General features: G+C 56.6%; 25 protein-coding genes. 18 read left to right on the forward strand and 7 right to left on the reverse strand.

Annotated features, from left to right (window positions below; translation table 11 throughout):
- Window positions 1-2: 2 nt before the first annotated feature.
- The 7 genes from A7317_RS28910 to dnaA all read right to left on the reverse strand — a co-directional run bounded on the left by A7317_RS28910 (window position 3) and on the right by dnaA (window position 8,811).
- A complete protein-coding gene (locus A7317_RS28910; protein WP_024072551.1) occupies window positions 3-596 on the reverse strand; it encodes an NAD(P)H-dependent oxidoreductase in 594 nt (197 codons plus the stop codon).
- Between the two features lie 135 nt (window positions 597-731).
- Entirely contained in the window at window positions 732-1,307 is a 576-nt protein-coding gene (locus tag A7317_RS28915) for an acyl-homoserine-lactone synthase (protein WP_041160802.1), read from the reverse strand.
- Between the two features lie 159 nt (window positions 1,308-1,466).
- Window positions 1,467-2,183 (reverse strand): helix-turn-helix transcriptional regulator, encoded by a 717-nt coding sequence (locus A7317_RS28920; protein WP_051448857.1) that lies wholly within the window; start codon window positions 2,181-2,183, stop codon window positions 1,467-1,469.
- Between the two features lie 419 nt (window positions 2,184-2,602).
- A complete protein-coding gene (gyrB, locus tag A7317_RS28925) occupies window positions 2,603-5,020 on the reverse strand; it encodes a DNA topoisomerase (ATP-hydrolyzing) subunit B (RefSeq protein ID WP_024072543.1) in 2,418 nt (805 codons plus the stop codon).
- A gap of 4 nt (window positions 5,021-5,024) precedes the next feature.
- Window positions 5,025-6,128, reverse strand: a complete 1,104-nt coding sequence (gene recF, locus A7317_RS28930; RefSeq protein WP_024072542.1) for a DNA replication/repair protein RecF — start codon at window positions 6,126-6,128, stop codon at window positions 5,025-5,027.
- 20 nt (window positions 6,129-6,148) lie between these two features.
- Window positions 6,149-7,252: a DNA polymerase III subunit beta gene (gene dnaN, locus A7317_RS28935; protein ID WP_005783345.1), complete on the reverse strand. Its 1,104-nt coding sequence runs from the start codon at window positions 7,250-7,252 to the stop codon at window positions 6,149-6,151.
- A gap of 38 nt (window positions 7,253-7,290) precedes the next feature.
- Complete coding sequence (dnaA, locus tag A7317_RS28940) at window positions 7,291-8,811, reverse strand: chromosomal replication initiator protein DnaA (RefSeq protein ID WP_024072541.1); 1,521 nt, start codon at window positions 8,809-8,811, stop codon at window positions 7,291-7,293.
- Window positions 8,812-9,396: 585 nt separating this feature from the next.
- Between dnaA and rpmH the strand changes: the two genes are divergently transcribed.
- The 18 genes from rpmH to A7317_RS29020 all read left to right on the forward strand — a co-directional run bounded on the left by rpmH (window position 9,397) and on the right by A7317_RS29020 (window position 25,359).
- Complete coding sequence (gene rpmH / locus A7317_RS30460) at window positions 9,397-9,531, forward strand: 50S ribosomal protein L34 (protein WP_003213577.1); 135 nt, start codon at window positions 9,397-9,399, stop codon at window positions 9,529-9,531.
- 13 nt (window positions 9,532-9,544) lie between these two features.
- Window positions 9,545-9,952, forward strand: a complete 408-nt coding sequence (gene rnpA, locus A7317_RS30465; protein WP_020302575.1) for a ribonuclease P protein component — start codon at window positions 9,545-9,547, stop codon at window positions 9,950-9,952.
- On the forward strand, window positions 9,945-10,190 hold the full coding sequence (yidD, locus tag A7317_RS30470) for a membrane protein insertion efficiency factor YidD (RefSeq protein WP_077430980.1): 246 nt from the start codon (window positions 9,945-9,947) through the stop codon (window positions 10,188-10,190). Before rnpA ends, yidD begins: the two co-directional genes overlap by 8 nt.
- Window positions 10,191-10,192: 2 nt before the next feature.
- A complete protein-coding gene (gene yidC / locus A7317_RS28950; RefSeq protein ID WP_069077297.1) occupies window positions 10,193-11,875 on the forward strand; it encodes a membrane protein insertase YidC in 1,683 nt (560 codons plus the stop codon).
- A 79-nt stretch (window positions 11,876-11,954) separates the two neighbouring features.
- Window positions 11,955-13,325 carry a tRNA uridine-5-carboxymethylaminomethyl(34) synthesis GTPase MnmE gene (gene mnmE, locus A7317_RS28955; RefSeq protein WP_069077298.1) on the forward strand — a complete coding sequence of 457 codons (1,371 nt, stop codon included), beginning with the start codon at window positions 11,955-11,957 and terminating at the stop codon, window positions 13,323-13,325.
- Between the two features lie 550 nt (window positions 13,326-13,875).
- On the forward strand, window positions 13,876-15,768 hold the full coding sequence (mnmG, locus tag A7317_RS28960; RefSeq protein WP_069077464.1) for a tRNA uridine-5-carboxymethylaminomethyl(34) synthesis enzyme MnmG: 1,893 nt from the start codon (window positions 13,876-13,878) through the stop codon (window positions 15,766-15,768).
- The gene (rsmG, locus tag A7317_RS28965; RefSeq protein ID WP_069077299.1) at window positions 15,765-16,409 is read left to right on the forward strand and encodes a 16S rRNA (guanine(527)-N(7))-methyltransferase RsmG; all 645 of its coding nucleotides are present in this window, start codon (window positions 15,765-15,767) and stop codon (window positions 16,407-16,409) included. Before mnmG ends, rsmG begins: the two co-directional genes overlap by 4 nt.
- A gap of 18 nt (window positions 16,410-16,427) precedes the next feature.
- On the forward strand, window positions 16,428-17,225 hold the full coding sequence (locus A7317_RS28970; RefSeq protein WP_015886651.1) for a ParA family protein: 798 nt from the start codon (window positions 16,428-16,430) through the stop codon (window positions 17,223-17,225).
- Between the two features lie 9 nt (window positions 17,226-17,234).
- A complete protein-coding gene (locus A7317_RS28975; RefSeq protein WP_024078256.1) occupies window positions 17,235-18,107 on the forward strand; it encodes a ParB/RepB/Spo0J family partition protein in 873 nt (290 codons plus the stop codon).
- A gap of 148 nt (window positions 18,108-18,255) precedes the next feature.
- Window positions 18,256-18,663: a F0F1 ATP synthase subunit I gene (locus A7317_RS28980; protein WP_024078255.1), complete on the forward strand. Its 408-nt coding sequence runs from the start codon at window positions 18,256-18,258 to the stop codon at window positions 18,661-18,663.
- A 16-nt stretch (window positions 18,664-18,679) separates the two neighbouring features.
- Window positions 18,680-19,549, forward strand: a complete 870-nt coding sequence (gene atpB, locus A7317_RS28985) for a F0F1 ATP synthase subunit A (protein ID WP_024078254.1) — start codon at window positions 18,680-18,682, stop codon at window positions 19,547-19,549.
- Between the two features lie 133 nt (window positions 19,550-19,682).
- Window positions 19,683-19,940, forward strand: coding sequence for a F0F1 ATP synthase subunit C (gene atpE / locus A7317_RS30475; protein ID WP_002555987.1), 258 nt, complete (start codon window positions 19,683-19,685; stop codon window positions 19,938-19,940).
- Window positions 19,941-19,997: 57 nt separating this feature from the next.
- Window positions 19,998-20,468 carry a F0F1 ATP synthase subunit B gene (locus tag A7317_RS28995; protein ID WP_015886647.1) on the forward strand — a complete coding sequence of 157 codons (471 nt, stop codon included), beginning with the start codon at window positions 19,998-20,000 and terminating at the stop codon, window positions 20,466-20,468.
- A gap of 12 nt (window positions 20,469-20,480) precedes the next feature.
- Window positions 20,481-21,017 (forward strand): F0F1 ATP synthase subunit delta, encoded by a 537-nt coding sequence (locus tag A7317_RS29000; RefSeq protein ID WP_053258794.1) that lies wholly within the window; start codon window positions 20,481-20,483, stop codon window positions 21,015-21,017.
- Between the two features lie 21 nt (window positions 21,018-21,038).
- Window positions 21,039-22,583: a F0F1 ATP synthase subunit alpha gene (gene atpA / locus A7317_RS29005; protein ID WP_003177064.1), complete on the forward strand. Its 1,545-nt coding sequence runs from the start codon at window positions 21,039-21,041 to the stop codon at window positions 22,581-22,583.
- Window positions 22,584-22,633: 50 nt separating this feature from the next.
- Entirely contained in the window at window positions 22,634-23,494 is an 861-nt protein-coding gene (gene atpG, locus A7317_RS29010; protein WP_003233565.1) for a F0F1 ATP synthase subunit gamma, read from the forward strand.
- A 27-nt stretch (window positions 23,495-23,521) separates the two neighbouring features.
- Window positions 23,522-24,898, forward strand: a complete 1,377-nt coding sequence (gene atpD / locus A7317_RS29015) for a F0F1 ATP synthase subunit beta (RefSeq protein WP_024078252.1) — start codon at window positions 23,522-23,524, stop codon at window positions 24,896-24,898.
- A gap of 44 nt (window positions 24,899-24,942) precedes the next feature.
- Window positions 24,943-25,359 carry a F0F1 ATP synthase subunit epsilon gene (locus A7317_RS29020; RefSeq protein ID WP_024078251.1) on the forward strand — a complete coding sequence of 139 codons (417 nt, stop codon included), beginning with the start codon at window positions 24,943-24,945 and terminating at the stop codon, window positions 25,357-25,359.
- The last annotated feature ends 28 nt before the right edge of the window (window positions 25,360-25,387 follow it).

A 25,387-nucleotide genomic window follows, 5' to 3' on the forward strand; every position in this document is an offset into this window, starting at 1 on the left:
CCTTATTGCAGCAGGGCGATTTGCGCCTGCTCGGCCTGCAATAGCATGTTTTCGTAGAGCTGGTCGGCGGATGCCTGGTCCTCAATGACCTGTTCGGCGACATTCTGAGCGATGACGTCGATTGATTCGTCGTCGATGAATACCGATTCGTAAACCCCGACGACAGGCAGGTAGATACCTTTGACGTACGCCACCGTCTGCTGCAAAGGCCTGAGCAATTCATCCAGTGTGTAACGGTTGAACCCGCCAGCGCGGTAGCCTGTGGATGGCGCCCCCACTGTGGTGACGATCATGAACTCCTTGTTCTTGAGCTTGTCGCCACCGCGTGCGTAGGCATAGCCGGGGGTGAACACTTCATCGATCCACTGTTTCATGATTGCCGGGCAGGAATACCAATACAACGGAAACAGCAACACGATGCGGTCATGGGCATCGAGCAACGCCTGCTCTGCACGAACATCGAACCCGGTGGGCGTTACCGCGCAAGACAGGCTATGGACCTTGACGCCACGATGGCTGATCTTGCTCATGATCGCGATATTGACGCGGGAAACCGAGAGATCCGGATGCCCCGAAATGACAATGACTTTTTTCATGTAGGGCCCATGTCCTTTATATGGTTGAAATGCCGATGCAGCGCTATTTAAGAACAGGGGCCTGAAGTTGTAACCTAACCTTTTGGGGAGGCGGCTTGCCCAATTTGCCGGCAGCGGCAGGCCATTCGTAGTGCTTCAGGCCACTTCTCGATCAACAAGGCTGGGCGGTACCCTGATCCAGTTGGCCATGATCTTTTGCCCTTCGATCACGGTCAGCTTTTCCCCGCAATGAGCGTCGAAGCCCGCTTTGCGCAACAATCGGGCGATCCCCGGCGGAGATACCGTGATCAATTGGCGAACCTCGTGGCGAGCCGCGACCTTGAGCACTTCGTGCAGCAGCGCCACGGCGTTCGGCGATGACATTGAATGGCCAGTGAAGGTCTGTTGCTGCAGGTCGACGGCAGCAAAACGGGAGATTTCCCAGATGTCCGCCGAATGAGGGAGTGCCTGGTCGCCGAGCACCTGGGGAAACACTTCTCCCAGCAGATAGGGCTTGTGTGTGGGCAGCAGCCGCGCTACGCCGACGATGCGCGGGCCTTGATGGGCGATCACGTATACCGTGTCGTCGCGATCGAATTGATCCAGCTCCTCACCGATCGCACAGTCCAGATGCCATCCAAGTTTCTCGACAAATACGCGATAGCGATATCGCAGCAGGGCCTGCCACAGTTCTATCGGTAATGTAAGGCGCGTACCCGTGGTCATATACATGAGGAACCCTCGGCAAATAATCGAGGGATAATTCAGCAGAATAATCGAATGCTTAGGTACTGCTCTTTTGGGCAGGTGCGTCTTCAACGTGCGAGTATTATTGTTGTTGTTCTCACTCGGCGCCGTTAACGCTTCAGCGGTGCACACATGAGTGGTGTCTCAGACGAGCAAGCCCAGTGTAGTGGCGCGCACTACGGTAGCGGTGCAGTTATGGACGCCCAGTTTCGAGCCTGCATTGCGCAGGTGAAACTTGATGGTTTCCCGCGATAGCGAGAGGATCAAACCGATCTCGTAGGCAGTCTTGCCGTCGGCTGCCCACTTAAGGACTTCACATTCGCGCCGCGACAGCGATTTTTCCTGCGGTAATTGCCACTGCGGTGTCAGTACTCGCAAGAACCCCTGATGGGCGACATTCACCAAAAACCGCATGTATTTTTGATTGGATGCGAGCTCTTGCGCAGTAATAGCGTCGCTGGGGCGCGCCAGTGTCAGCATGCCGCCGCTACCGCGGCCGTCCAGACAGGATTGAGCCCAACCATGGACCAGTCCGGCTGCGCGGGCTTCCTCCCACATCTGCGGGGTTTGCTGGGTTATTTGCTCGTCCCAGACAATCGGTATCGTCGATTTCGTGCAGTGTTGCACTGTCGGGTCCACGGCAATGTATTCGCACTGGGCATAGCGTTGTCGCCACGAAGGCTGAAAATTGTTGCTCATCACGACCGCAGGGCGGGTGACGGGTATAGGTATTCGGATCCCATAGGCGCAATAGTCGAACCCTAGGTGTCTTGCAGTGCTTACGATCCGATCCAACAATTCAGCTTCAGTTTGGGCATTGTCGATCGTGTGTAACAGGTCATCCATCCACTTCACTGTCATTCTCCTTGAATTGACCTTGTTACGCTCTATCTGCGCCGACTATCACTTTCGGACGCACTCATGACACAGGGTAGTGCTGCTACTGCTTGGTAACTTGCCAGACCAGTGATCGGTATTGGGATTACTGCCGCTAGGCAAGGGTAGCCTGACTGCGGCGGGAAATCATTGAGCTGGAACAATTCATTGACAGTTGGTGACCGAGCGTTGGGAAGTTTGAGACGTTCTGTTACCTGAACCCTGTGATGGCGTCACCACCGAATTGGCCCCGCTGCCGATAACTACAACAGCGCTAAAAATCTCTGTTTTTAAAGACAAAAAAGCCAACGTTTAAAAACGTTGGCTTTTTCAGTCAGTTGAGCTGACAAGCTTGAGTCATCTATTTGTGAAAGTTCTCATTTATTCTGAGAACCTCCACCTGATCAGAAGTCCAGGTTGGACACCGCCAGGGCATTGCTTTCGATGAAGTCACGACGTGGCTCGACCGCATCACCCATCAGGGTGTTGAAGATCTGGTCTGCGCCAATAGCGTCTTCGATGGTCACACGCAGCATGCGGCGCTGAGCTGGGTCCATGGTGGTTTCCCACAGTTGATCCGGGTTCATCTCACCCAGACCTTTGTATCGCTGGATGGTGTGGCGCTTGGTGCTTTCAGCCATCAGCCAGTCGAGGGCTTCCTTGAATTCCTTGACCTGCTTCTTGCGTTCGCCACGTTGAATATAAGCACCGTCGTCCAGCAGGGTGCTCAGTTGCGCGCCCAGGGTTACCACGGTCTTGTAGTCATTGCTGCCGAAGAAGTCGCGGTTGAAGGTGACGTAGTTCGACAGGCCGTGGGAGATCAGCTCGACCTCTGGCAGCCAAACGTTACGTTCACGGTCTTCACGCAGGCTGGCCTTGTACACCAGGCCAGACTTCTCGACGGTGCGCAGGCGCACCTCGTACTGAGCCAGCCAATCCTGCATGTGGGCATGATCGCCCAGCTGCTCCAGGCTCACGGCCGGCAGATAGATGAAGTGCTCGGTCAGCTCCTGAGGGTACAGGCGCGACAAACGCTTGAGGGTTTTCATCACCATGCGGAAGTCGTTTACCAGACGCTCCAACGCCTCACCGGAAATACCCGGTGCTTCGTCGTTCAAGTGCAGGCTCGCGTCTTCCAGGGCCGACTGCGTCATGTACTCTTCCATGGCGTCGTCGTCTTTGATGTATTGCTCTTGCTTGCCTTTTTTCACTTTGTACAGTGGCGGCTGGGCGATGTAGATGTAGCCGCGCTCGATCAACTCCGGCAACTGACGGAAGAAGAAGGTCAGCAGCAGGGTACGGATGTGCGAACCGTCGACGTCAGCATCGGTCATGATGATGATGTTGTGGTAACGCAGCTTGTCGATGTTGTATTCCTCGCGACCAATACCGCAGCCCAAGGCTGTGATCAAGGTGCCGACTTCCTGGGAGGAAATCATCTTGTCGAAGCGGGCTTTCTCAACGTTGAGGATCTTACCCTTCAACGGCAGGATGGCCTGGGTGCGACGGTTACGACCCTGCTTGGCGGAACCGCCAGCAGAGTCACCTTCCACCAGGTACAGTTCGGAAAGGGCAGGGTCCTTCTCCTGGCAGTCAGCCAGTTTGCCGGGCAAGCCGGCGATATCCAACGCGCCTTTACGACGAGTCATCTCACGGGCCTTACGCGCCGCTTCACGGGCACGTGCCGCATCGATCATCTTGCCGACAACCAGCTTGGCTTCGTTCGGGTTTTCCAGCAGGAAGTCGGAGAAGTATTTGCCCATCTCCTGTTCCACTGCTGTCTTCACTTCGGAAGACACCAGCTTGTCCTTGGTCTGGGAGCTGAACTTAGGGTCCGGCACTTTTACCGAGATAATTGCGGTCAAGCCTTCACGGGCGTCATCACCGGTAGTGGCGACTTTGTGTTTCTTCGCCAGGCCTTCAGCTTCGATATAAGTATTCAGGTTACGCGTCAGCGCGGAACGGAAACCCACCAGGTGAGTACCGCCGTCGCGCTGTGGAATGTTGTTGGTAAAGCACAACAGGTTCTCGTTGAAGCTGTCGTTCCACTGCAACGCGATTTCCACGCCGATGCCGTCTTCACGCTGGATGTTGAAATGGAACACCTGGTTGACCGCAGTCTTGTTGGTGTTCAGGTATTCAACGAATGCACGCAGACCACCTTCGTACTTGAACAGCTCTTCCTTGCCGCTGCGCTCATCCTTGAGGACGATGCCGACACCGGAGTTGAGGAAGGACAGTTCACGAATACGCTTGGCCAGGATGTCCCAGCTGAAGTGGATATTCTTGAAGGTGTCAGCCGAAGGCTTGAAATGAATCTGGGTACCGGTGGACTCACTGTCGCCAACAATTTTCATTGGTTCTTGTGGCACACCGTGGACGTAGGTCTGTTCCCAAATCTTGCCGCTACGGCGAACAGTAAGGATCAACTCTTCAGACAGAGCGTTCACTACCGACACACCCACACCGTGCAAACCACCGGAGACTTTATAAGAGTTGTCGTCGAACTTACCGCCGGCGTGGAGCACGGTCATGATGACCTCTGCCGCCGATACGCCTTCTTCTTTGTGCACATCTACCGGAATGCCACGACCGTTGTCGCGCACGGTGATGGACTCATCCGGGTGGATGATGATGCTGATGTCGTCGCAGTGACCGGCCAGAGCTTCGTCGATGGAGTTGTCGACCACCTCGAACACCATGTGGTGCAGACCGCTACCATCATCGGTGTCGCCAATGTACATACCGGGACGTTTGCGTACGGCATCCAAACCTTTCAGCACTTTAATGCTGGTCGAGTCGTACGTGTTTTCTTCGCTCATGCCTTCACTCCCGATGGTCGTGGGTCTGGGTGATACGGCCTTGTTCCACGTGGAACAAAGCGACTGGCGTTTCCGTCTGCCAGCCTTCCCTCAATAATTCGTGGTCTACACAGGTGATAAAAACCTGGCAGCGTAATTCTTCTAACAAACGGCATAACGCGAGGCGGTGTTGCTCATCGAGTTCGGACGGCAAGTCATCCACCAGATAAATACACTGGCCACGCCTGGCCTGGCTAACGAGATGCCCCTGGGCGATCCGTAAAGCACACACCACCAACTTCTGCTGACCACGGGACAAGATGTCCGCGGCATTGTGTGCGCCTAATCTAAGGCGCAAATCAGCCCGTTGGGGTCCGGCCTGGGTATGGCCGATTTGCTGATCCCGCTGCAAGGACGTGGCGAGCACTGCACTCAGCTCGCGCTCTTTGTCCCAACCACGGTAGTAACTCAGCGTCAGCCCCTCGAGATCCAACAACTCACTCAAGGTCTGCTCAAAGACTGGTTTCAAGGCTTTGATATAGGCGCGGCGGTATTCATCAATTTCGTCGCTGGCCAGGCACAGTTCCCGGTCCCAGGCCGCTTGCGAAGCGGCGTCAAGTGTACCATGCCGCAGCCATGAGTTCCGCTGCCGCAGGGCCTTCTGCAGGCGCTGCCACGTGGCCATGAATCGCGGTTCCACGTGGAACACTCCCCAATCGAGGAACTGACGCCGGATCTTCGGTGCGCCTTCTAATAAACGGAAACTGTCTGGGTTGATCAATTGCAGCGGCAGGATTTCCGCCAGTTGCGCCGCACTGCGAGCATTTTGCCCATCAATGCGAATTTGAAACTCCCCGCCACGATCGCGGGAGATCCCCAAGCTGCTGTGCCCACCTTCAGCCAATTCAACTTGGCCAAACACTGTGCACGCCAGTTGTTCGTATTGAATCACCGGCAACAGTCGAGCACTGCGGAATGAACGGGCGAGCCCCAGCAAATGGATGGCCTCCAGCACGCTGGTTTTGCCACTGCCGTTGGCGCCATGGAGGATATTGATGCGTGGGGAGGGGGAGAAGGTCACCGGGTGCAGATTGCGCACCGCGGTGACCGAGACGCGACTGAGGGACATCTAGCTTCTGCTGAGCATGATTACAGGCGCATCGGCATAACAACGTAAGCCGAGTCGTCGTTATCGGATTCTTGCACCAGGGCGCTACTGTTGGAGTCCGACAGGATCAGGCGCACCTGTTCCGTGGTCATCACGCCCAGCACATCAAGCAAGTAGCTCACGTTGAAGCCGATTTCCAGCGAACCGCCGTTGTAGTCGACGCCCACTTCTTCTTCCGCTTCTTCCTGCTCCGGGTTATTGGCCTGGATCTTCAACTGGCCGTTGGCCAATTGCAGGCGGATACCGCGGTACTTCTCGTTCGACAGAATCGCGGTACGGCTGAAGGCTTCACGCAGGGCCTGACGATCGCCGATGACCAGCTTGTCACCGCCTTTAGGCAGCACACGCTCGTAATCCGGGAACTTGCCGTCAACCAGCTTGGAGGTGAAGGTGAACTCCCCCGTGGTCGCGCGGATGTGATGCTGGCCCAGGACAATGCTGACGTTGCCATCCGGTTCGGTCAGCAAACGTGCCAATTCAAGGATACCTTTACGCGGCACGATCACCTGGTGACGGTCCGGCTGACCGATATCAGCACGCATCGAGCACATTGCCAGACGATGACCGTCGGTGGCCACGGCACGGATGATGCCTTCCGACACTTCCAGCAGCATGCCGTTGAGGTAGTAACGCACGTCCTGCTGGGCCATCGCGAAGCTGGTGCGCTCGATCAAACGGCGCAGCTTGCTTTGCTCCAGGCTGCAGGTCAGCGAGCCAGGGCCTTCTTCAACGGTGGGGAAATCATTGGCTGGCAAGGTAGACAGCGTAAAACGGCTGCGACCGGCCTTGACCACCAGCTTCTGCTCATCAACCTTGATGTCTATCAGCGCATCGTTGGGCAGGCTCTTACAGATGTCCATCAGCTTGCGCGCGGGCACGGTGATCTCGCCAGGTTCGGCGGGTTCTTCGAGCTGGACGCGCCCCACCAGCTCGACTTCCAGGTCGGTACCGGTCAAGGACAACTGCTGGCCTTCGACAACCAGCAATACGTTGGAGAGCACCGGCAAGGTCTGTCGGCGCTCGACGACGCCTGCGACCAGTTGCAGGGGTTTCAACAGGGCTTCGCGTTGAATGGTGAAATGCATGGTCTAGTCCCTTGCCTTAATAAGCTGCGCTGGTGTCATCACGTAGTCAGTGTACGCAGCAGGTTCTTGTAGTCCTCGCGAATATCCGCGTCGGATTCCTTAAGTTCGTTGATTTTGCGGCACGCGTGCAAGACCGTGGTGTGGTCGCGACCGCCAAACACATCACCGATTTCCGGCAGGCTGTGGTTGGTCAACTCCTTGGAGAGTGCCATAGCCACCTGACGCGGACGAGCCACCGAGCGCGAGCGGCGCTTGGACAGCAGGTCGGAAATCTTGATCTTGTAGTACTCCGCCACGGTGCGCTGGATGTTATCCACACTAACCAGCTTGTCCTGGAGTGCCAGCAGGTCTTTCAAGGATTCGCGAATCAACTCGATGGTGATGTCGCGGCCCATGAAGTGCGAGTGTGCGATCACCCGCTTGAGCGCGCCTTCCAGCTCACGCACGTTGGAGCGAATGCGTTGGGCAATGAAGAATGCGGCGTCGTGGGGCAGGTCGACCTTCGCCTGGTCAGCCTTTTTCATCAGGATCGCAACGCGGGTTTCCAGCTCCGGCGGCTCTACCGCAACGGTCAGGCCCCAACCAAAGCGCGACTTCAGGCGTTCTTCCAGGCCTTCGATTTCCTTCGGATAACGGTCGCTGGTCAGGATGACCTGCTGGCCGCCTTCGAGCAGGGCGTTGAAGGTGTGAAAGAACTCTTCCTGGGAACGTTCCTTGCGGGCGAAGAATTGAATGTCATCGATCAACAAGGCATCAACGGAACGGTAGAACCGCTTGAACTCGTTGATGGCATTGAGCTGCAGGGCCTTGACCATATCAGCCACGAAGCGCTCCGAGTGCAGGTACACGACCTTGGCATTCGGGTTCTTCTTTAATAGATGGTTACCCACAGCGTGCATCAAGTGAGTCTTACCCAAGCCAACGCCACCATAAAGGAAGAGTGGGTTGTAACCATGCTTGGGGTTATCGGCCACTTGCCAGGCGGCCGCCCGGGCCAGCTGGTTGGATTTACCTTCGACGAAGTTCTCGAAGGTAAAGGTGCGGTTCAAGTAGCTGGTGTGCTTGAGCGCGCCTTCCACCTGCACAGTGCGCTGTTCCGCGCGAACCGGGGCCTGCTGCGAGCTGGCACCTGCCATTGGGTCGAAGCTGTCGCGGGACGGCTCTTCATTTATAGGCGCGTTTTTCTGCGACGAGGATTTTGAAGGCGTCGGAGCAACCGGTGCTGGCGAGTTATTAACAGGCGCGACAGCGGACTGTGCCTGCGAGGCACTCGCTGCCAACGGCGCATTCGGCGCAGCGCGAGGCGCCGAGCTGCGTTTGCTGCCTATTAATAAGGAGAGCACGGGCGCGAGGCCATTGCCATGCTCATCGAGCAATTCGAGAACGCGGCTCAGGTACTTCTCGTTGACCCAGTCGAGAACAAAACGATTGGGTGCGTAGACACGCAACTCGTCGCCTTCGGCTTCGACCTGTAGCGGACGGATCCAGGTGTTGAATTGCTGGGCAGGCAGCTCATCGCGCAAAAGCTCCACGCACTGCTGCCAAAGTTCCACTGACACGGATATCCCCTAAGTTGAAAGCCGGTGAGGCAAAAACAGCCGCCATTGTAGCGGCCAGCCGCCCACTTATCCACATGTAGGTTGCTCACACACCAGCCAAAATCAATGCCTTAACCGTAAAGAAGGCGACAGATGGTCTGTGCATAAGCTCTGTGGATAAGCGCACCTAAGCCCATTGTACAAGTGGGGTCGAAAGTCTGTGGGTAACCGGCCTGTGGATAACAAGCCATTCCACACACAGCTTATCCGACAGCGCAGCACAGGCAGAGCACCGTTTCTCCCCCGTGTTGTCATTCTCTGTACATCACGTGGAATATGGCCTCAAGGCAGTTATCCACAGACGAACGCTTCCCTAGCTTTTATAAGCTTTACAGAAAAGCTTTAAATAACTTCCTTCTTTATTTTTATATCTATGGCATTGCCCATGGAAGCCAGGCGGACAGAAAAGGCCTGGATACGTGCAAAGATCTAATTAAAGGAAAAGCTGGTTGGAAATTGACCTAGAGGCTTGCTTTCTCTAGAATCGCCGGTCTCTTAAAACGGGGGCCATTCCGGCCCGTTGTGGACGAACCAGGTAACAACGCCATGAAACGTACTTTCCAACCAAGCACCATCAAACGCGCCCGTACCCACGGCTTCCGTGCTCGCATGGCCACCAAGAACGGCCGTGCTGTCCTGTCGCGTCGCCGCGCCAAAGGTCGTGCGCGTCTGGCAGTTTGATAATCCGGTACTGGTGGTGAGTCAGGACTTCAGTCGGGAAAAGCGCCTGCTTACCCCCCGGCACTTCAAGGCAGTCTTTGACTCCCCCACCGGCAAGGTTCCGGGGAAAAATCTCCTGCTCCTTGCGCGTAACAACGATCTGGATCACCCCCGTCTCGGGTTGGTGATCGGCAAGAAGAGCGTAAAGCTCTCCGTTGAGCGCAATCGCCTCAAGCGTCTGATGCGCGAATCGTTTCGCCTCCACCAGGACACTCTGGTTGGTTGGGATATTGTTATCGTCGCGCGCAAAGGCTTGGGGGACGTAGAAAACCCCGAATTGATTCAGCATTTCGGCAAGCTCTGGAAACGTTTGGCGCGTACCCACAAGCCAGCACCAGCAGTCAGCACCGAAACTGTAGGGGTAGACAGCCTTGATGCGTAAACTGGCGCTCGTTCCGATCCAGTTTTACCGTTATGCCATTAGTCCTCTGATGGCCAACCACTGTCGTTTCTACCCCAGTTGTTCCTGCTACGCGTTAGAGGCCATAGAAAATCATGGTCTTCTGCGCGGTGGCTGGCTGGCCTTTCGTCGTTTAGGCCGCTGTCATCCGTGGAATCCCGGTGGTTATGACCCGGTTCCACCTATCCCTACCTCCCGTTCTTCTTCGATGGCCGAGTAATCATGGATATTAAACGCACGATCCTGATCGTCGCCCTGGCAATCGTGTCCTACGTCATGGTTCTTAAGTGGAACCAGGACTATGGCCAAGCTGCCCTGCCGACTCAGAATGTTGCTACCAATCAGGCTGCGCCGGCTATTCCGGACACCCCGCTGGGTAACAATGCGTCCGCGAGTGCCGATGTTCCCAGCGCGAATGGCGAGACAAGCGCCCCTGTAGAAACGCCAGTAGTCACCAATAAAGACCTCATCCACGTCAAAACGGATGTGCTCGACCTGGCTATCGATCCACAAGGTGGTGATATCGCCCAGCTGAAGCTGCCGCTTTATCCACGTCGCCAAGACCATCCGGGTGTTCCGTTCCAGCTGTTCGATAACGGCGGCGAACGCGTTTATCTGGCACAAAGCGGCCTGACTGGCACCAACGGTCCGGATGCTCGTGCTACCGGTCGTCCGGTTTATTCGACCGAACAGAAGACTTATCAACTGGCTGATGGCCAAAACCAGTTGAACGTTGACCTGAAATTCAGCCTCGATGGCGTCAACTACATCAAGCGTTTCAGCTTCACCCGTGGTTTGTACGACTTGAAGGTCACTTACCTGATCGACAACGAAAGCGACAAACCGTGGAGCGGCAACCTGTTTGCCCAGCTCAAGCGTGATGGCAGTTCCGATCCGTCTTCCAGCACCGCCACCGGCACCGCGACTTACCTGGGCGCCGCCCTGTGGACAAGTAACGAGCCGTACAAAAAAGTGTCGATGAAAGATATCGACAAGGGCGCGCTGAAAGAAACCGTTCAAGGTGGCTGGGTTGCCTGGCTGCAACACTACTTCGTGACCGCATGGATTCCGAACAAGGGTGAAGCCAACCTGGTGCAAACCCGCAAGGACAGCCAGGGCAACTACATCATTGGCTTTACTGGCCCGGCGTTGACCGTCGCTCCAGGCGCCAAGGCTGAAACCAGCGCTACCTTGTATGCCGGCCCGAAAAGCCAGGCAGTACTGAAAGAGTTATCCCCAGGCCTGGAACTGACTGTGGATTACGGCATCCTGTGGTTTATTGCCCAGCCGATCTTCTGGCTGCTGCAACATATCCACAGCATCGTCGGCAACTGGGGCTTCTCGATCATCTTCCTGACGATGCTGATCAAGGGGATCTTCTTCCCACTGTCGGCCGCCAGCTACAAGTCGATGGCGCGCATGCGTGCCGTGGCCCCTAAATTGGCCGCGCTGAAAGAACAACATGGTGACGACCGGCAGAAAATGTCGCAGGCCATGATGGAGTTGTACAAGAAAGAGAAGATCAACCCGCTGGGTGGATGCTTGCCGATTCTGGTACAAATGCCGGTATTCCTTTCGCTGTACTGGGTACTCCTGGAAAGCGTGGAAATGCGCCAGGCTCCGTTCATGCTGTGGATAACTGACCTGTCGATCAAAGACCCGTTCTTTATCCTGCCGATCATCATGGGCGCGACCATGTTTATCCAGCAGCGCTTGAACCCAACGCCGCCGGATCCGATGCAGGCCAAGGTAATGAAAATGATGCCAATCATCTTCACCTTCTTCTTCCTGTGGTTCCCAGCTGGCCTGGTGCTGTACTGGGTGGTCAACAACGTGTTGTCGATCTCTCAACAGTGGTACATCACACGTAAGATCGAAGCGGCTACCAAAAAAGCCGCGGCGTAACTTACTCTGTGGATAACCACTCAAGACGCCCCCTAGTGGGGCGTTTTGCTTTCCGTCACTTTTGTTCTGGAACCTGCTGATGAGCGCTCCTCGTGAAACCATCGCTGCTGTCGCTACCGCTCAAGGTCGCGGCGGTGTCGGTATCGTTCGAATTTCCGGGCCGCTCGCCGGCATTGCCGCCAAAGCCATCAGTGGTCGTGATCTCAAGCCTCGCTACGCGCATTACGGCCCCTTCCTGGATGCGGATAACGGGGTATTGGACGAAGGCTTGGCACTTTATTTCCCGGGCCCTAATTCCTTTACCGGCGAAGATGTCCTCGAATTGCAAGGACACGGTGGCCCGATCGTCCTGGATATGTTGCTGCAACGCTGCCTGCAACTGGGTTGTCGCCTGGCGCGCCCGGGAGAATTCAGCGAGCGGGCATTCCTCAACGACAAGCTCGACCTAGCGCAGGCCGAAGCGATAGCCGACTTGATCGAGGCCAGTTCTGCACAGGCTGCGCGCAATGCATTGCGCTCGCTGCAGGGGGCGTTTTCCCTGCGTGTGCATAACTTGACCGAGCAACTGATCAGCCTGCGTATCTACGTGGAAGCGGCGATTGATTTTCCGGAAGAGGAAATCGACTTCCTTGCCGATGGCCATGTATTGGCGATGCTGGACAAGGTCCGCGACGAATTATCCACAGTACTGCGCGAAGCCGGGCAAGGCGCCTTGCTGCGTGACGGCATGACCGTGGTGATTGCCGGTCGACCCAATGCCGGTAAATCCAGCTTGCTCAATGCCCTGGCGGGGCGTGAAGCGGCGATCGTTACCGAGATTGCCGGTACCACACGGGATATCCTGCGCGAACATATCCACATCGACGGTATGCCCTTGCATGTGGTCGATACCGCCGGTCTGCGTGATACAGACGACCAGGTGGAAAAGATCGGTGTAGAACGGGCGCTCAAGGCCATCGGCGAAGCGGATCGGGTGCTGCTGGTGGTGGATGCCACCGCACCTGAAGCTGTTGATCCTTTTGCGCTGTGGCCGGAATTCCTTGAACAACGGCCAGACCCGGCCAAAGTCACCTTGATCCGCAATAAGGCTGACCTCACAGGGGAAGCCATTGCCATGGAAACCAGTGACGATGGCCACGTCACCATAAGTCTGAGTGCGAAGTCGGCCGGGGACGGCCTGGAGCTGCTGCGTGACCACCTCAAGGCCTGCATGGGTTACGAACAGACTTCAGAAAGCAGCTTCAGCGCTCGCCGCAGGCACCTGGAGGCGTTGCGTCATGCCCGCGCGGCCTTGGAACACGGTCGGGCACAGCTGACCTTGGCGGGGGCAGGGGAGCTGCTGGCTGAGGATCTACGCCAGGCCCAACAGCTGTTGGGCGAAATCACGGGGGCATTCAGCTCGGATGATTTGCTGGGACGGATTTTTTCCAGCTTCTGCATCGGTAAATAGTCTTTCGTTTTCCACAGGCAGGCCATTCGCGCCTGTCTGTTTCTTTCGCGTCACCCGATTTCCTCCTTTCTCTATGCATAACCAGGTCGTGGGTGGCCTCCGCGTGCGCGCAATTTGCTTCAGTGCTCCCATTTCTGTGGATTAAGCCCTGTGAATAACCGCCCCTGTGCTCGGTTGATAACAGGGCTCGAAACCTGGGCTAAAACCCGCCTGTGGATAACCACCTGTTTAATCCACAGGCTTAAAGCACTTATCCAAGCCCCTCATGGGCACATGACCACAGACTTTTAAAGCGCTGTACACGAAGAAAATAAAGGCCTGTAGAGATCTATCCACAGAAAGGTGCCTCAGTAGAAATAAACATAAAAACAAAGATTTAATAAACTTCTCTCTTTTAATTTCTATTGTCTGTGATTCATCCACAGCTGGTTAAATTTTGTGCAAAGGGTTCTTTAGGGAGGGCTAAGTCCCTATACTTGCCGCCAAAGCTCTAAAACCAGCTCAACCAATCAATTCCTAATTACCTACATAAGCAGGCACGAGGTGCGTGGTGGATTTCCCTTCCCGTTTTGAAGTGATCGTCATCGGCGGCGGTCATGCCGGTACCGAGGCAGCACTGGCGTCAGCACGCATGGGCGTAAAAACCCTGTTGCTGACGCACAACGTGGAAACCCTCGGTGCGATGAGTTGCAACCCTGCCATCGGTGGGATCGGCAAAAGCCATCTGGTCAAGGAAATCGACGCCCTTGGCGGCGTGATGGCCATGGCTACCGACAAGGGTGGCATTCAATTTCGCGTGCTCAATAGCCGTAAAGGCCCGGCCGTGCGTGCCACACGGGCTCAAGCCGACCGCATCCTGTACAAAGCAGCGGTTCGCGAAACCCTGGAAAACCAGCCGAACCTGTGGATATTTCAACAGGCCGCCGATGACTTGATCGTCGAGCAAGACCAGGTACGTGGTGTCGTCACCCAGATGGGCCTGCGTTTCTTCGCGGAATCCGTGGTGTTGACCACCGGTACCTTCCTCGGCGGACTTATCCACATCGGCATGCAGAACTATTCCGGCGGCCGCGCCGGTGATCCTCCGTCGATTGCGTTGGCAAAGCGCCTGCGTGAATTGCCGCTGCGTGTCGGTCGCCTGAAAACCGGGACCCCGCCGCGTATCGACGGGCGGTCCGTGGATTTCTCTGTGATGACCGAGCAAGCCGGCGATACACCGATCCCGGTCATGTCGTTCATGGGCTCCAAAGAACAGCACCCGAAACAGGTGAGCTGCTGGATCACCCACACCAATGGCCGCACCCACGAAATCATTGCCGCGAATCTCGACCGTTCGCCGATGTACTCCGGGGTGATCGAAGGCATCGGTCCACGGTATTGCCCGTCGATCGAAGACAAGATCCACCGCTTTGCCGACAAGGAAAGCCACCAGGTCTTCATCGAGCCCGAAGGCCTGACCACTCATGAGCTGTACCCGAACGGGATTTCCACTTCCCTGCCGTTCGATGTGCAAATCCAGATCGTGCAATCGATTCGCGGCATGGAAAACGCACACATCGTGCGCCCGGGCTACGCCATCGAGTACGACTACTTCGACCCGCGTGACCTGAAGTACAGCCTGGAAACCAAAGTGATCGGCGGTTTGTTCTTTGCCGGACAAATCAACGGCACCACCGGTTATGAAGAAGCTGGTGCCCAAGGTTTGCTGGCCGGAACCAACGCTGCATTGCGTGCCCAGGGTAAAGACAGCTGGTGCCCGCGTCGCGATGAGGCGTACATCGGTGTATTGGTCGACGACCTGATTACCCTGGGCACCCAGGAACCGTACCGGATGTTCACGTCCCGGGCGGAATATCGCCTGATCCTGCGCGAAGACAACGCCGACCTGCGCCTGACCGAAAAAGGTCGCGAACTGGGCCTGGTCGATGACGCACGCTGGGCAGCCTTCTGCAAAAAACGCGAAAGCATCGCGTTGGAAGAGCAGCGCCTGAAAAGCACCTGGGTCCGCCCGGGCACCGAGCAGGGCGATGCGATTGCTGAAAAATTCGGCACGCCGCTGACCCACGAATACAACTTGCTGAACCTGCTGTCCCGTCCGGAAATCGACTACGCTGGTCTGGTCGAAGTGACCGGGCAGGGCGCAGAAGATCCGCAGGTCGCCGAGCAGGTCGAAATCAAGACCAAATACGCCGGTTACATTGACCGCCAGCAGGACGAGATCGCCCGCTTGCGCGCCAGTGAAGACACCAAGCTGCCTGCGGATATCGACTACACCGGCATTTCCGGGTTGTCGAAGGAAATTCAAAGCAAGCTGGGGATAACTCGGCCGGAAACCCTGGGCCAGGCGTCACGTATCCCTGGCGTAACCCCGGCAGCCATTTCGCTGTTGATGATTCATTTGAAAAAACGCGGCGCGGGCCGTCAGTTGGAGCAAAGCGCTTGAGTTCGTTGGTCACCTCGCAACACGCCGAAGAGTTATCCACAGGCGCACGCCAACTGGGTGTGCATCTGACCGAAACCCAGCAAGAGCTGCTGCTGGGCTACCTGGCCCTGTTGATCAAATGGAACAAGGCTTACAACCTCACGGCGGTACGCGATCCCGATGAAATGGTCTCGCGGCATTTGCTCGACAGCCTGAGCGTGATGCCGTTTATCGAAAACGGCCGCTGGCTTGACGTGGGCAGTGGCGGCGGCATGCCTGGTATTCCGTTGGCTATCCTGTTTCCGGAGTCGCACGTGACCTGCCTGGACAGCAATGGCAAGAAAACCCGCTTCCTGACCCAGGTCAAACTGGAGCTGAAGCTGGACAACCTGCAAGTTATCCACAGTCGTGTCGAAGCCTTCGTACCCGAACAGCCCTTCAGCGGAATTGTTTCCAGGGCGTTCAGCAGTATGGAGAACTTCTGCAACTGGACCCGCCACCTGGGCGACCGCGAAACCCGTTGGCTGGCAATGAAGGGCGTTCATCCAAGCGACGAGCTGTTAGCATTGCCGGCAGACTTCCACCTCGATAGCGAACACGCCTTGGCCGTACCCGGTTGCCAAGGCCAACGCCATCTGCTGATACTGCGCCGCACGGCATGATTGGGAACACAAGCAAGAATGGCTAAGGTATTCGCGATAGCGAACCAGAAAGGTGGCGTGGGCAAAACCACCACCTGCATCAACCTCGCAGCATCCCTGGTCGCGACAAAGCGCCGGGTGCTGTTGATCGATCTCGATCCACAGGGCAACGCCACCATGGGTAGCGGTGTGGATAAACACGGCCTGGAAAACTCGGTCTACGACTTGCTGATTGGTGAGTGCGACCTCGCCCAGGCCATGCACTACTCCGAGCATGGCGGTTATCAACTGCTGCCGGCCAACCGCGATTTGACCGCGGCGGAAGTCGTGCTGTTGGAAATGCAGATGAAAGAAAGCCGCTTGCGCAGTGCCTTGGCGCCGATCCGCGAGAATTACGACTACATCCTGATCGACTGTCCGCCGTCGCTGTCGATGCTCACGCTCAACGCTTTGGTGGCTGCCGATGGGGTAATTATCCCCATGCAGTGCGAGTACTACGCACTGGAAGGGTTGAGCGACCTTGTGGATAACATCAAGCGTATCGCCGAGTTGCTGAACCCGAACCTGCAGATCGAAGGCTTGCTGCGGACCATGTTCGACCCGCGCTTGAGCCTGATGAACGATGTTTCGGCGCAGCTCAAGGAACACTTTGGCGAGCAACTGTACGACACCGTGATCCCGCGCAATATCCGTCTGGCCGAAGCGCCAAGCTACGGCATGCCGGCTTTGGCATACGACAAAACATCGCGTGGTGCGATTGCCTACCTGGCCCTGGCCGGCGAGATGGTTCGTCGCCAACGCCGCAATTCACGCACTGCTGCAGCCCAGCCAACTTAAGGAATCCCCATGGCCGTCAAGAAACGAGGTCTCGGACGTGGACTGGATGCGCTCCTGAGTGGTCCGACTGTCACGACCCTTGAAGAACAAGCGGTGCAGGCCGACGAGCGTGAGCTGCAACACCTGCCGCTGGACCTGATCCAGCGCGGTAAATACCAGCCACGGCGGGACATGGACCCCCAAGCGCTTGAAGAGCTGGCCAATTCGATCAAGGCTCAGGGCGTGATGCAGCCGATCGTGGTACGCCCGATTGGTGGTGGCCGCTTCGAAATCATTGCCGGTGAACGCCGCTGGCGCGCCAGCCAGCAGGCCGGCAAGGAAACCATCCCGGCGATGGTGCGCGATGTCTCGGATGAAACTGCCATCGCCATGGCGTTGATCGAGAACATCCAGCGAGAAGACCTCAATCCGATCGAAGAAGCGATCGCCCTGCAGCGTTTGCAGCAGGAATTCCAGCTGACCCAGCAACAAGTGGCCGAGGCGGTGGGTAAATCCCGCGTCACGGTCTCCAACTTGTTGCGCCTGATCGCTCTGCCGGAAGTCATCAAGACGATGCTTTCCCATGGCGATCTGGAAATGGGTCATGCCCGCGCTTTGCTCGGTTTACCGGAAAATCAACAAGTTGAAGGGGCGCGACACGTTGTCGCACGAGGTCTCACCGTTCGTCAGACTGAAGCCCTGGTTCGCCAGTGGCTCAGTGGCAAACCTGCACCGGTCGAAACGGCCAAACCTGATCCGGATATCGCGCGTCTCGAGCAGCGCCTGGCCGAGCGCCTGGGCTCTGCGGTGCAAATTCGCCATGGCAAGAAAGGCAAAGGCCAATTGGTCATCGGATATAACTCGCTCGATGAGCTTCAGGGCGTCCTTGCCCACATTCGCTGAAACATTTGCTTATGTAGCGCGTGATCGGAAATCACTACCCGGCAGTTGAATAGGGGCAGAACCGCCCCTATACTCTGCGCGCATTTTGTCGGCACAAATTATGCCAAGTTATTGATTTCCGGCAGCCGACCATTGAGGAGCAAGAGTGATGGAAACCCGCACGCCAAACACGTTGCCGTTCCATCGCTTGGCCGTTTTCCCGGTTTTATTGGCTCAATTTGTCATGGTGCTGATCGCCGCATTGGCGCTTTGGTACTGGCATGGAGTCGTAGCCGGGTATTCAGGACTCTGCGGAGGCCTGATAGCCTTGCTGCCCAATATGTATTTTGCTCACAGGGCCTTTCGGTTTTCCGGCGCCCGAGCAGCCCAGGCCATCGTCCGGTCTTTTTATGCCGGCGAGGCGGGGAAACTGATTTTGACGGCAGTGCTGTTTGCACTGACCTTTGCAGGTGTGAAGCCATTGGCGCCGCTGGCTGTATTCGGCGTCTTCGTGTTGACCCAACTGGTCAGCTGGTTCGCTCCCCTGCTAATGAAAACAAGACTTTCGAAACCTTAGGGCGTTTGAGGCAACCATGGCAGAAACAACCGCTTCGGGCTATATCCAGCACCACTTGCAGAACCTGACCTTTGGTCAGCTTCCCAACGGCGGCTGGGGCTTCGCCCACACCGCAGCAGAAGCCAAGGAAATGGGCTTTTGGGCTTTCCACCTGGATACTCTGGGCTGGTCGGTCGCATTGGGTCTGATCTTCGTCCTGATTTTCCGCATGGCGGCAAAGAAGGCGACCTCCGGTCAGCCGGGTGCCTTGCAGAACTTCGTTGAAGTATTGGTCGAATTCGTCGATGGCAGCGTGAAAGACAGCTTCCATGGCCGTAGCCCAGTGATTGCACCGCTGGCACTGACCATCTTCGTCTGGGTGTTCCTGATGAACGCCGTCGACCTGGTACCGGTCGATTGGATTCCTCAACTGGCCATCCTGATTTCCGGCGATCACCACATTCCATTCCGTGCGGTTTCCACCACGGATCCTAACGCCACCCTGGGCATGGCCCTGTCGGTGTTCGCGTTGATCATTTTCTACAGCATCAAGGTCAAGGGCATCGGCGGCTTCATCGGCGAACTGACCCTGCACCCGTTCGGCAGCAAGAACATCTTCGTTCAAGCCCTGCTGATCCCGGTGAACTTCCTGCTGGAATTCGTAACCCTGGTCGCCAAGCCGATTTCCCTGGCACTGCGACTGTTCGGCAACATGTATGCCGGCGAGCTGGTATTCATTCTGATCGCTGTGATGTTCGGCAGTGGTCTGCTCTGGCTTAGCGGCCTGGGCGTTGTTCTGCAGTGGGCGTGGGCTGTGTTCCACATCCTGATCATCACCCTGCAGGCGTTTATCTTCATGATGCTGACCATCGTCTACCTGTCGATGGCGCACGAAGAGAACCATTAAGACCAGTCTCGACTAGTCTGATGTCCTTCCCGGTGAAACGGGAAGGTGGCCTGAAAGGGCTATGAAACGATTTGTTTTACCGCTTTAAAATCTAAAAAACCTAAACCATACGACGTAAAAGTCGGGAGGAAAGATGGAAACTGTAGTTGGTCTAACCGCTATCGCTGTTGCACTGTTGATCGGCCTGGGCGCCCTGGGTACTGCCATTGGTTTCGGCCTGCTGGGCGGCAAATTCCTGGAAGGCGCAGCGCGTCAGCCAGAAATGGTCCCAATGCTGCAAGTTAAAATGTTCATCGTTGCCGGCCTGCTCGACGCCGTAACCATGATCGGCGTTGGTATCGCTCTGTTCTTCACCTTCGCGAACCCCTTCGTTGGTCAACTCGCTGGCTAATCACTCGAATTTTCGAGTTGATTGGGGTGATGGACAACGAATGAGCGAGGTGTTGGCGTGAACATTAATGCAACCCTGATTGGCCAATCCGTTGCGTTCTTCATTTTTGTAGTGTTTTGCATGAAGTTCGTGTGGCCTCCGGTCATCGCGGCTTTGCACGAACGTCAGAAGAAGATCGCTGATGGTTTGGACGCTGCCAGCCGTGCAGCTCGCGACCTGGAGTTGGCCCAAGAGAAAGTGGGTCATCAACTGCGCGATGCTAAAGCACAGGCAGCTGAAATCATTGAGCAAGCCAAGAAGCGCGGCAACCAGATCGTCGAAGAGGCTGTTGAAAAAGCCCGCGTCGAAGCTGACCGTGTGAAGGCTTCGGCTCATGCCGAGATCGAACAGGAACTGAACGGCGTCAAAGACGCGCTGCGTGCCCAACTGGGTGCTCTGGCGGTCGGCGGTGCTGAGAAGATCCTCGGTGCCACAATCGATCAAAACGCGCACGCGGAGCTGGTTAACAAACTGGCTGCTGAAATTTAAGCGAGGGCGATCATGGCAGAACTGACCACGTTGGCCCGACCTTATGCTAAGGCAGCCTTCGAGCACGCCCAGGCCCACCAGCAGCTGGCCTCTTGGTCAGCCATGCTCGGCCTGGCTGCAGCAGTGTCGCAAGATGACACCATGCAGCGCGTGCTCAAGGCCCCGCGCCTGACGAGCGCAGACAAGGCCGCCACTTTTATTGAAGTGTGCGGCGACAAGTTTGATGTGAAAGTGCAGAACTTCATCCACGTCGTTGCCGAAAACGACCGTCTCCCGCTACTGCCGGAGATTGCCGCTCTGTTCGACCTGTACAAGGCCGAAGCGGAGAAATCGGTAGACGTTGAAGTGACCAGTGCTTTTGCATTGAACCAAGAACAGCAAGACAAACTCGCCAAGGTTCTCAGTGCACGACTCAATCGGGAAGTGCGCCTGCAAGCTACGGAGGACGCATCCCTGATTGGTGGTGTCGTTATCCGCGCCGGCGACCTGGTTATCGATGGCTCGATTCGCGGCAAAATCGCGAAACTTGCCGAAGCATTGAAATCTTGAGTTTGAAGGGGCAGCAGAGCAATGCAGCAACTCAATCCTTCCGAAATAAGTGAAATTATCAAGGGCCGCATCGACAAGCTCGATGTGACCTCCCAAGCCCGTAACGAAGGCACTGTCGTCAGCGTATCTGACGGTATCGTGCGGATTCACGGTCTGGCCGACGTCATGTACGGCGAGATGATCGAGTTTCCGGGCGGCGTCTACGGTATGGCCCTCAACCTGGAGCAAGACTCCGTAGGTGCCGTTGTATTGGGTGCGTACACCAGTCTGGCTGAAGGCATGAGCGCCAAGTGCACCGGCCGCATCCTGGAGGTTCCGGTTGGTAAGGAACTGCTGGGTCGCGTAGTCGACGCACTGGGTAACCCTGTTGACGGTAAAGGTCCACTGGGCAACACCGAGACCGATGCGGTCGAGAAAGTTGCTCCAGGCGTGATCTGGCGTAAGTCGGTAGACCAGCCTGTACAGACTGGCTACAAGGCTGTCGATGCCATGATCCCTGTCGGCCGTGGCCAGCGTGAGCTGATCATCGGTGACCGTCAGATCGGTAAAACCGCTCTGGCGATCGACGCGATCATCAACCAGAAGAACAGCGGCATTTTCTGCGTCTACGTAGCCATTGGTCAGAAGCAATCGACCATCGCCAACGTGGTTCGCAAGCTGGAAGAAAACGGCGCCCTGGCCAACACGATCATCGTGGCTGCCAGTGCTTCGGAATCTCCTGCGCTGCAATTCCTGGCACCGTACTCCGGTTGCACCATGGGTGAATTCTTCCGCGACCGCGGTGAAGACGCGCTGATCGTTTATGACGATCTGTCCAAGCAAGCAGTGGCTTACCGCCAGATTTCCCTGCTGCTGCGCCGTCCACCAGGCCGTGAAGCTTACCCAGGCGACGTGTTCTATCTCCACTCCCGTCTGCTGGAGCGCGCATCCCGCGTTTCGGAAGAATACGTAGAGAAGTTCACCAACGGCGCAGTGACCGGCAAAACCGGTTCCCTGACCGCATTGCCGATCATCGAAACCCAGGCTGGCGACGTTTCCGCGTTCGTTCCGACCAACGTGATTTCCATCACCGACGGTCAGATCTTCCTGGAATCGGCCATGTTCAACTCGGGCATTCGCCCTGCAGTGAACGCCGGTGTTTCGGTATCCCGTGTGGGTGGTGCCGCTCAGACCAAGATCATCAAGAAGCTCTCCGGTGGTATCCGTACCGCTCTGGCTCAGTACCGTGAACTGGCGGCATTCGCCCAGTTCGCTTCTGACCTGGACGAAGCGACCCGTAAGCAACTTGAGCATGGTCAGCGCGTTACCGAGCTGATGAAGCAGAAGCAATACGCCCCAATGTCGATCGCTGACATGGCGTTGTCGCTGTATGCCGCTGAGCGTGGGTTCCTGACCGACGTTGAAATCGCCAAGGTCGGCAGCTTTGAACAAGCGCTGATTGCTTACTTCAACCGCGATCACGCCGAATTGATGGCGAAGATCAACGTGAAGGGTGACTTCAATGACGATATCGACGCTGGCATGAAAGCCGGTATCGAGAAGTTCAAGGCCACCCAAACCTGGTAAGCCGCAGCGGGAGCCGCAAGGCTCCCGCTTGCTAACCTGATAGGTGTTACATGGCAGGCGCAAAAGAGATTCGCAGTAAGATTGCGAGCATCAAAAGCACGCAAAAAATTACCAGCGCCATGGAAAAAGTGGCGGTCAGCAAAATGCGCAAGGCACAAATGCGCATGGCTGCTAGCCGTCCTTATGCGGAGCGTATCCGCCAGGTAATTGGGCATCTGGCCAACGCCAACCCGGAATACCGCCACCCGTTCATGATCGACCGCGCAGTCAAGCGTGTGGGTTATGTGGTAGTGAGCAGTGACCGTGGTTTGTGCGGTGGTTTGAATACCAACCTGTTCAAGGCCCTGGTCAAGGACATGGCGGTAAACCGCGAAAACGGCGTCGAGATCGATCTGTGTGTCGTTGGTAGCAAGGGTGCGGCCTTTTTCCGTAACTTCGGCGGTAACGTCGTTGCAGCTATCAGCCACCTGGGTGAAGAACCGTCGATCAATGATCTGATCGGCAGTGTGAAGGTGATGCTGGATGCGTACCTGGAGGGCCGGATTGACCGCCTGTCCGTGGTATCCAACAAGTTCATCAACACCATGACCCAGCAGCCAACCGTGGAGCAATTGATCCCACTGGTGGCGACCCCGGATCAGGAACTCAAGCACCACTGGGACTACCTCTACGAACCAGACGCCAAAGAGCTGCTTGACGGCTTGATGGTGCGCTACGTGGAGTCGCAGGTGTACCAGGCGGTGGTCGAGAACAACGCAGCTGAACAAGCGGCGCGGATGATCGCGATGAAAAACGCTACCGATAACGCCGGTGATCTGATCAGCGATTTGCAGCTGATCTACAACAAGGCGCGTCAGGCTGCGATCACCCAAGAGATCTCGGAAATCGTCGGCGGCGCTGCCGCGGTTTAACGGTTCAAATATTCAGAGGATCCAGCTATGAGTAGCGGACGTATCGTTCAAATCATCGGCGCCGTTATCGACGTGGAATTTCCACGCGACAGCGTACCGAGCATCTACAACGCGCTGAAAGTACAAGGCGCGGAAACTACCCTGGAAGTTCAGCAGCAGCTGGGCGACGGCGTAGTTCGTACCATTGCGATGGGTTCTACCGAAGGCTTGAAGCGCGGTCTGGACGTTGTCGACTCTGGCGCTGCCATCTCCGTACCGGTCGGTAAAGCGACCCTGGGCCGGATCATGGACGTACTGGGCAACCCGATTGACGAAGCTGGCCCGATCGACACCGAAGAGCGCTGGGGCATTCACCGTCCAGCACCTTCGTTCGCGGAACAAGCTGGCGGCAACGACCTGCTGGAAACCGGCATCAAGGTTATCGACCTGGTTTGCCCGTTCGCCAAGGGCGGTAAAGTCGGTCTGTTCGGTGGTGCCGGTGTAGGCAAGACCGTAAACATGATGGAACTGATCCGTAACATCGCCATCGAGCACAGCGGTTATTCCGTGTTCGCCGGTGTGGGTGAGCGTACTCGTGAGGGTAACGACTTCTACCACGAGATGAAGGACTCCAACGTTCTGGACAAAGTGGCACTGGTTTACGGTCAGATGAACGAGCCGCCGGGAAACCGTCTGCGCGTAGCCCTGACTGGCCTGACCATGGCCGAGAAGTTCCGTGACGAAGGTAACGACGTTCTGCTGTTCGTCGACAACATCTATCGTTACACCTTGGCCGGTACTGAAGTATCCGCACTGCTGGGCCGTATGCCTTCGGCAGTAGGCTACCAGCCGACCCTGGCTGAAGAGATGGGCGTTCTGCAAGAACGTATCACTTCGACCAAGGAAGGTTCGATCACCTCGATCCAAGCGGTATACGTACCTGCGGATGACTTGACCGACCCGTCGCCTGCGACCACCTTCGCCCACTTGGACGCCACCGTCGTACTGTCCCGTGACATCGCTTCCCTGGGTATCTACCCAGCGGTCGATCCACTCGACTCGACTTCGCGCCAACTGGACCCGAACGTGATCGGCCAGGAGCACTACGACACCGCTCGCGGCGTTCAGTACGTGCTGCAGCGTTACAAAGAACTGAAGGACATCATTGCGATCCTGGGTATGGACGAACTGTCGGAAACCGACAAGCAGTTGGTATCCCGCGCTCGTAAGATCCAGCGCTTCTTGTCGCAGCCGTTCTTCGTGGCTGAAGTCTTCACCGGTGCCTCGGGTAAATACGTTTCCCTGAAAGACACCATTGCTGGCTTCAAAGGCATCCTCAACGGTGACTACGACCACCTGCCAGAACAAGCGTTCTACATGGTCGGCGGCATCGAAGAAGCGATCGAGAAAGCCAAGAAACTGTAATCCCGGCGCCCGGCAACGGGCGCTCATCAGGTTGAGGCAATCAGATGGCTATGACAGTCCATTGCGATATCGTCAGCGCGGAAGGGGAAATCTTCTCCGGTCTGGTAGAAATGGTGATTGCACACGGCGAACTCGGTGACCTGGGTATTGCCATGGGCCACGCGCCATTGATCACCAGCTTGAAGCCAGGTCCGATTACGCTGACCAAGCAAGGCGGGGAAAAGGAGGTGTTCTACATCTCCGGTGGTTTCCTCGAGGTTCAGCCGAACATGGTCAAGGTACTTGCCGACACCGTGCAACGTGCTGGCGACCTGGACGAAGCTTCTGCTCAGGAAGCCGTCAAGGCTGCCGAGAAGGCCCTGCACGAGAAAGGTGCGGACTTCGACTACAGCGCTGCTGCTGTACGTCTGGCCGAGGCTGCAGCTCAGCTGCGCACGCTCCAGCAGATCCGCAAGAAGTAAGCGGCCACGCCGTCATGCTTCATGCGCG

Source organism: Pseudomonas fluorescens, assembly GCF_001708445.1.
In the GTDB taxonomy this organism is placed as follows: domain Bacteria; phylum Pseudomonadota; class Gammaproteobacteria; order Pseudomonadales; family Pseudomonadaceae; genus Aquipseudomonas; species Aquipseudomonas gorinensis.

Coding starts and splice junctions, on each gene's coding strand:
- A7317_RS28910 (WP_024072551.1), bottom strand. CDS start 596: ATGAAAAAAGTCATTGTCATTTCGGGGCATCCGGATCTCTCGGTTTCC.
- A7317_RS28915 (WP_041160802.1), bottom strand. CDS start 1,307: ATGTATATGACCACGGGTACGCGCCTTACATTACCGATAGAACTGTGG.
- A7317_RS28920 (WP_051448857.1), bottom strand. CDS start 2,183: ATGACAGTGAAGTGGATGGATGACCTGTTACACACGATCGACAATGCC.
- gyrB (WP_024072543.1), bottom strand. CDS start 5,020: ATGAGCGAAGAAAACACGTACGACTCGACCAGCATTAAAGTGCTGAAA.
- recF (WP_024072542.1), bottom strand. CDS start 6,128: ATGTCCCTCAGTCGCGTCTCGGTCACCGCGGTGCGCAATCTGCACCCG.
- dnaN (WP_005783345.1), bottom strand. CDS start 7,252: ATGCATTTCACCATTCAACGCGAAGCCCTGTTGAAACCCCTGCAACTG.
- rpmH (WP_003213577.1), top strand. CDS start 9,397: ATGAAACGTACTTTCCAACCAAGCACCATCAAACGCGCCCGTACCCAC.
- yidD (WP_077430980.1), top strand. CDS start 9,945: ATGCGTAAACTGGCGCTCGTTCCGATCCAGTTTTACCGTTATGCCATT.
- yidC (WP_069077297.1), top strand. CDS start 10,193: ATGGATATTAAACGCACGATCCTGATCGTCGCCCTGGCAATCGTGTCC.
- mnmE (WP_069077298.1), top strand. CDS start 11,955: ATGAGCGCTCCTCGTGAAACCATCGCTGCTGTCGCTACCGCTCAAGGT.
- A7317_RS28970 (WP_015886651.1), top strand. CDS start 16,428: ATGGCTAAGGTATTCGCGATAGCGAACCAGAAAGGTGGCGTGGGCAAA.
- A7317_RS28975 (WP_024078256.1), top strand. CDS start 17,235: ATGGCCGTCAAGAAACGAGGTCTCGGACGTGGACTGGATGCGCTCCTG.
- A7317_RS28980 (WP_024078255.1), top strand. CDS start 18,256: ATGGAAACCCGCACGCCAAACACGTTGCCGTTCCATCGCTTGGCCGTT.
- atpB (WP_024078254.1), top strand. CDS start 18,680: ATGGCAGAAACAACCGCTTCGGGCTATATCCAGCACCACTTGCAGAAC.
- atpE (WP_002555987.1), top strand. CDS start 19,683: ATGGAAACTGTAGTTGGTCTAACCGCTATCGCTGTTGCACTGTTGATC.
- A7317_RS29000 (WP_053258794.1), top strand. CDS start 20,481: ATGGCAGAACTGACCACGTTGGCCCGACCTTATGCTAAGGCAGCCTTC.
- atpA (WP_003177064.1), top strand. CDS start 21,039: ATGCAGCAACTCAATCCTTCCGAAATAAGTGAAATTATCAAGGGCCGC.
- atpG (WP_003233565.1), top strand. CDS start 22,634: ATGGCAGGCGCAAAAGAGATTCGCAGTAAGATTGCGAGCATCAAAAGC.
- atpD (WP_024078252.1), top strand. CDS start 23,522: ATGAGTAGCGGACGTATCGTTCAAATCATCGGCGCCGTTATCGACGTG.
- A7317_RS29020 (WP_024078251.1), top strand. CDS start 24,943: ATGGCTATGACAGTCCATTGCGATATCGTCAGCGCGGAAGGGGAAATC.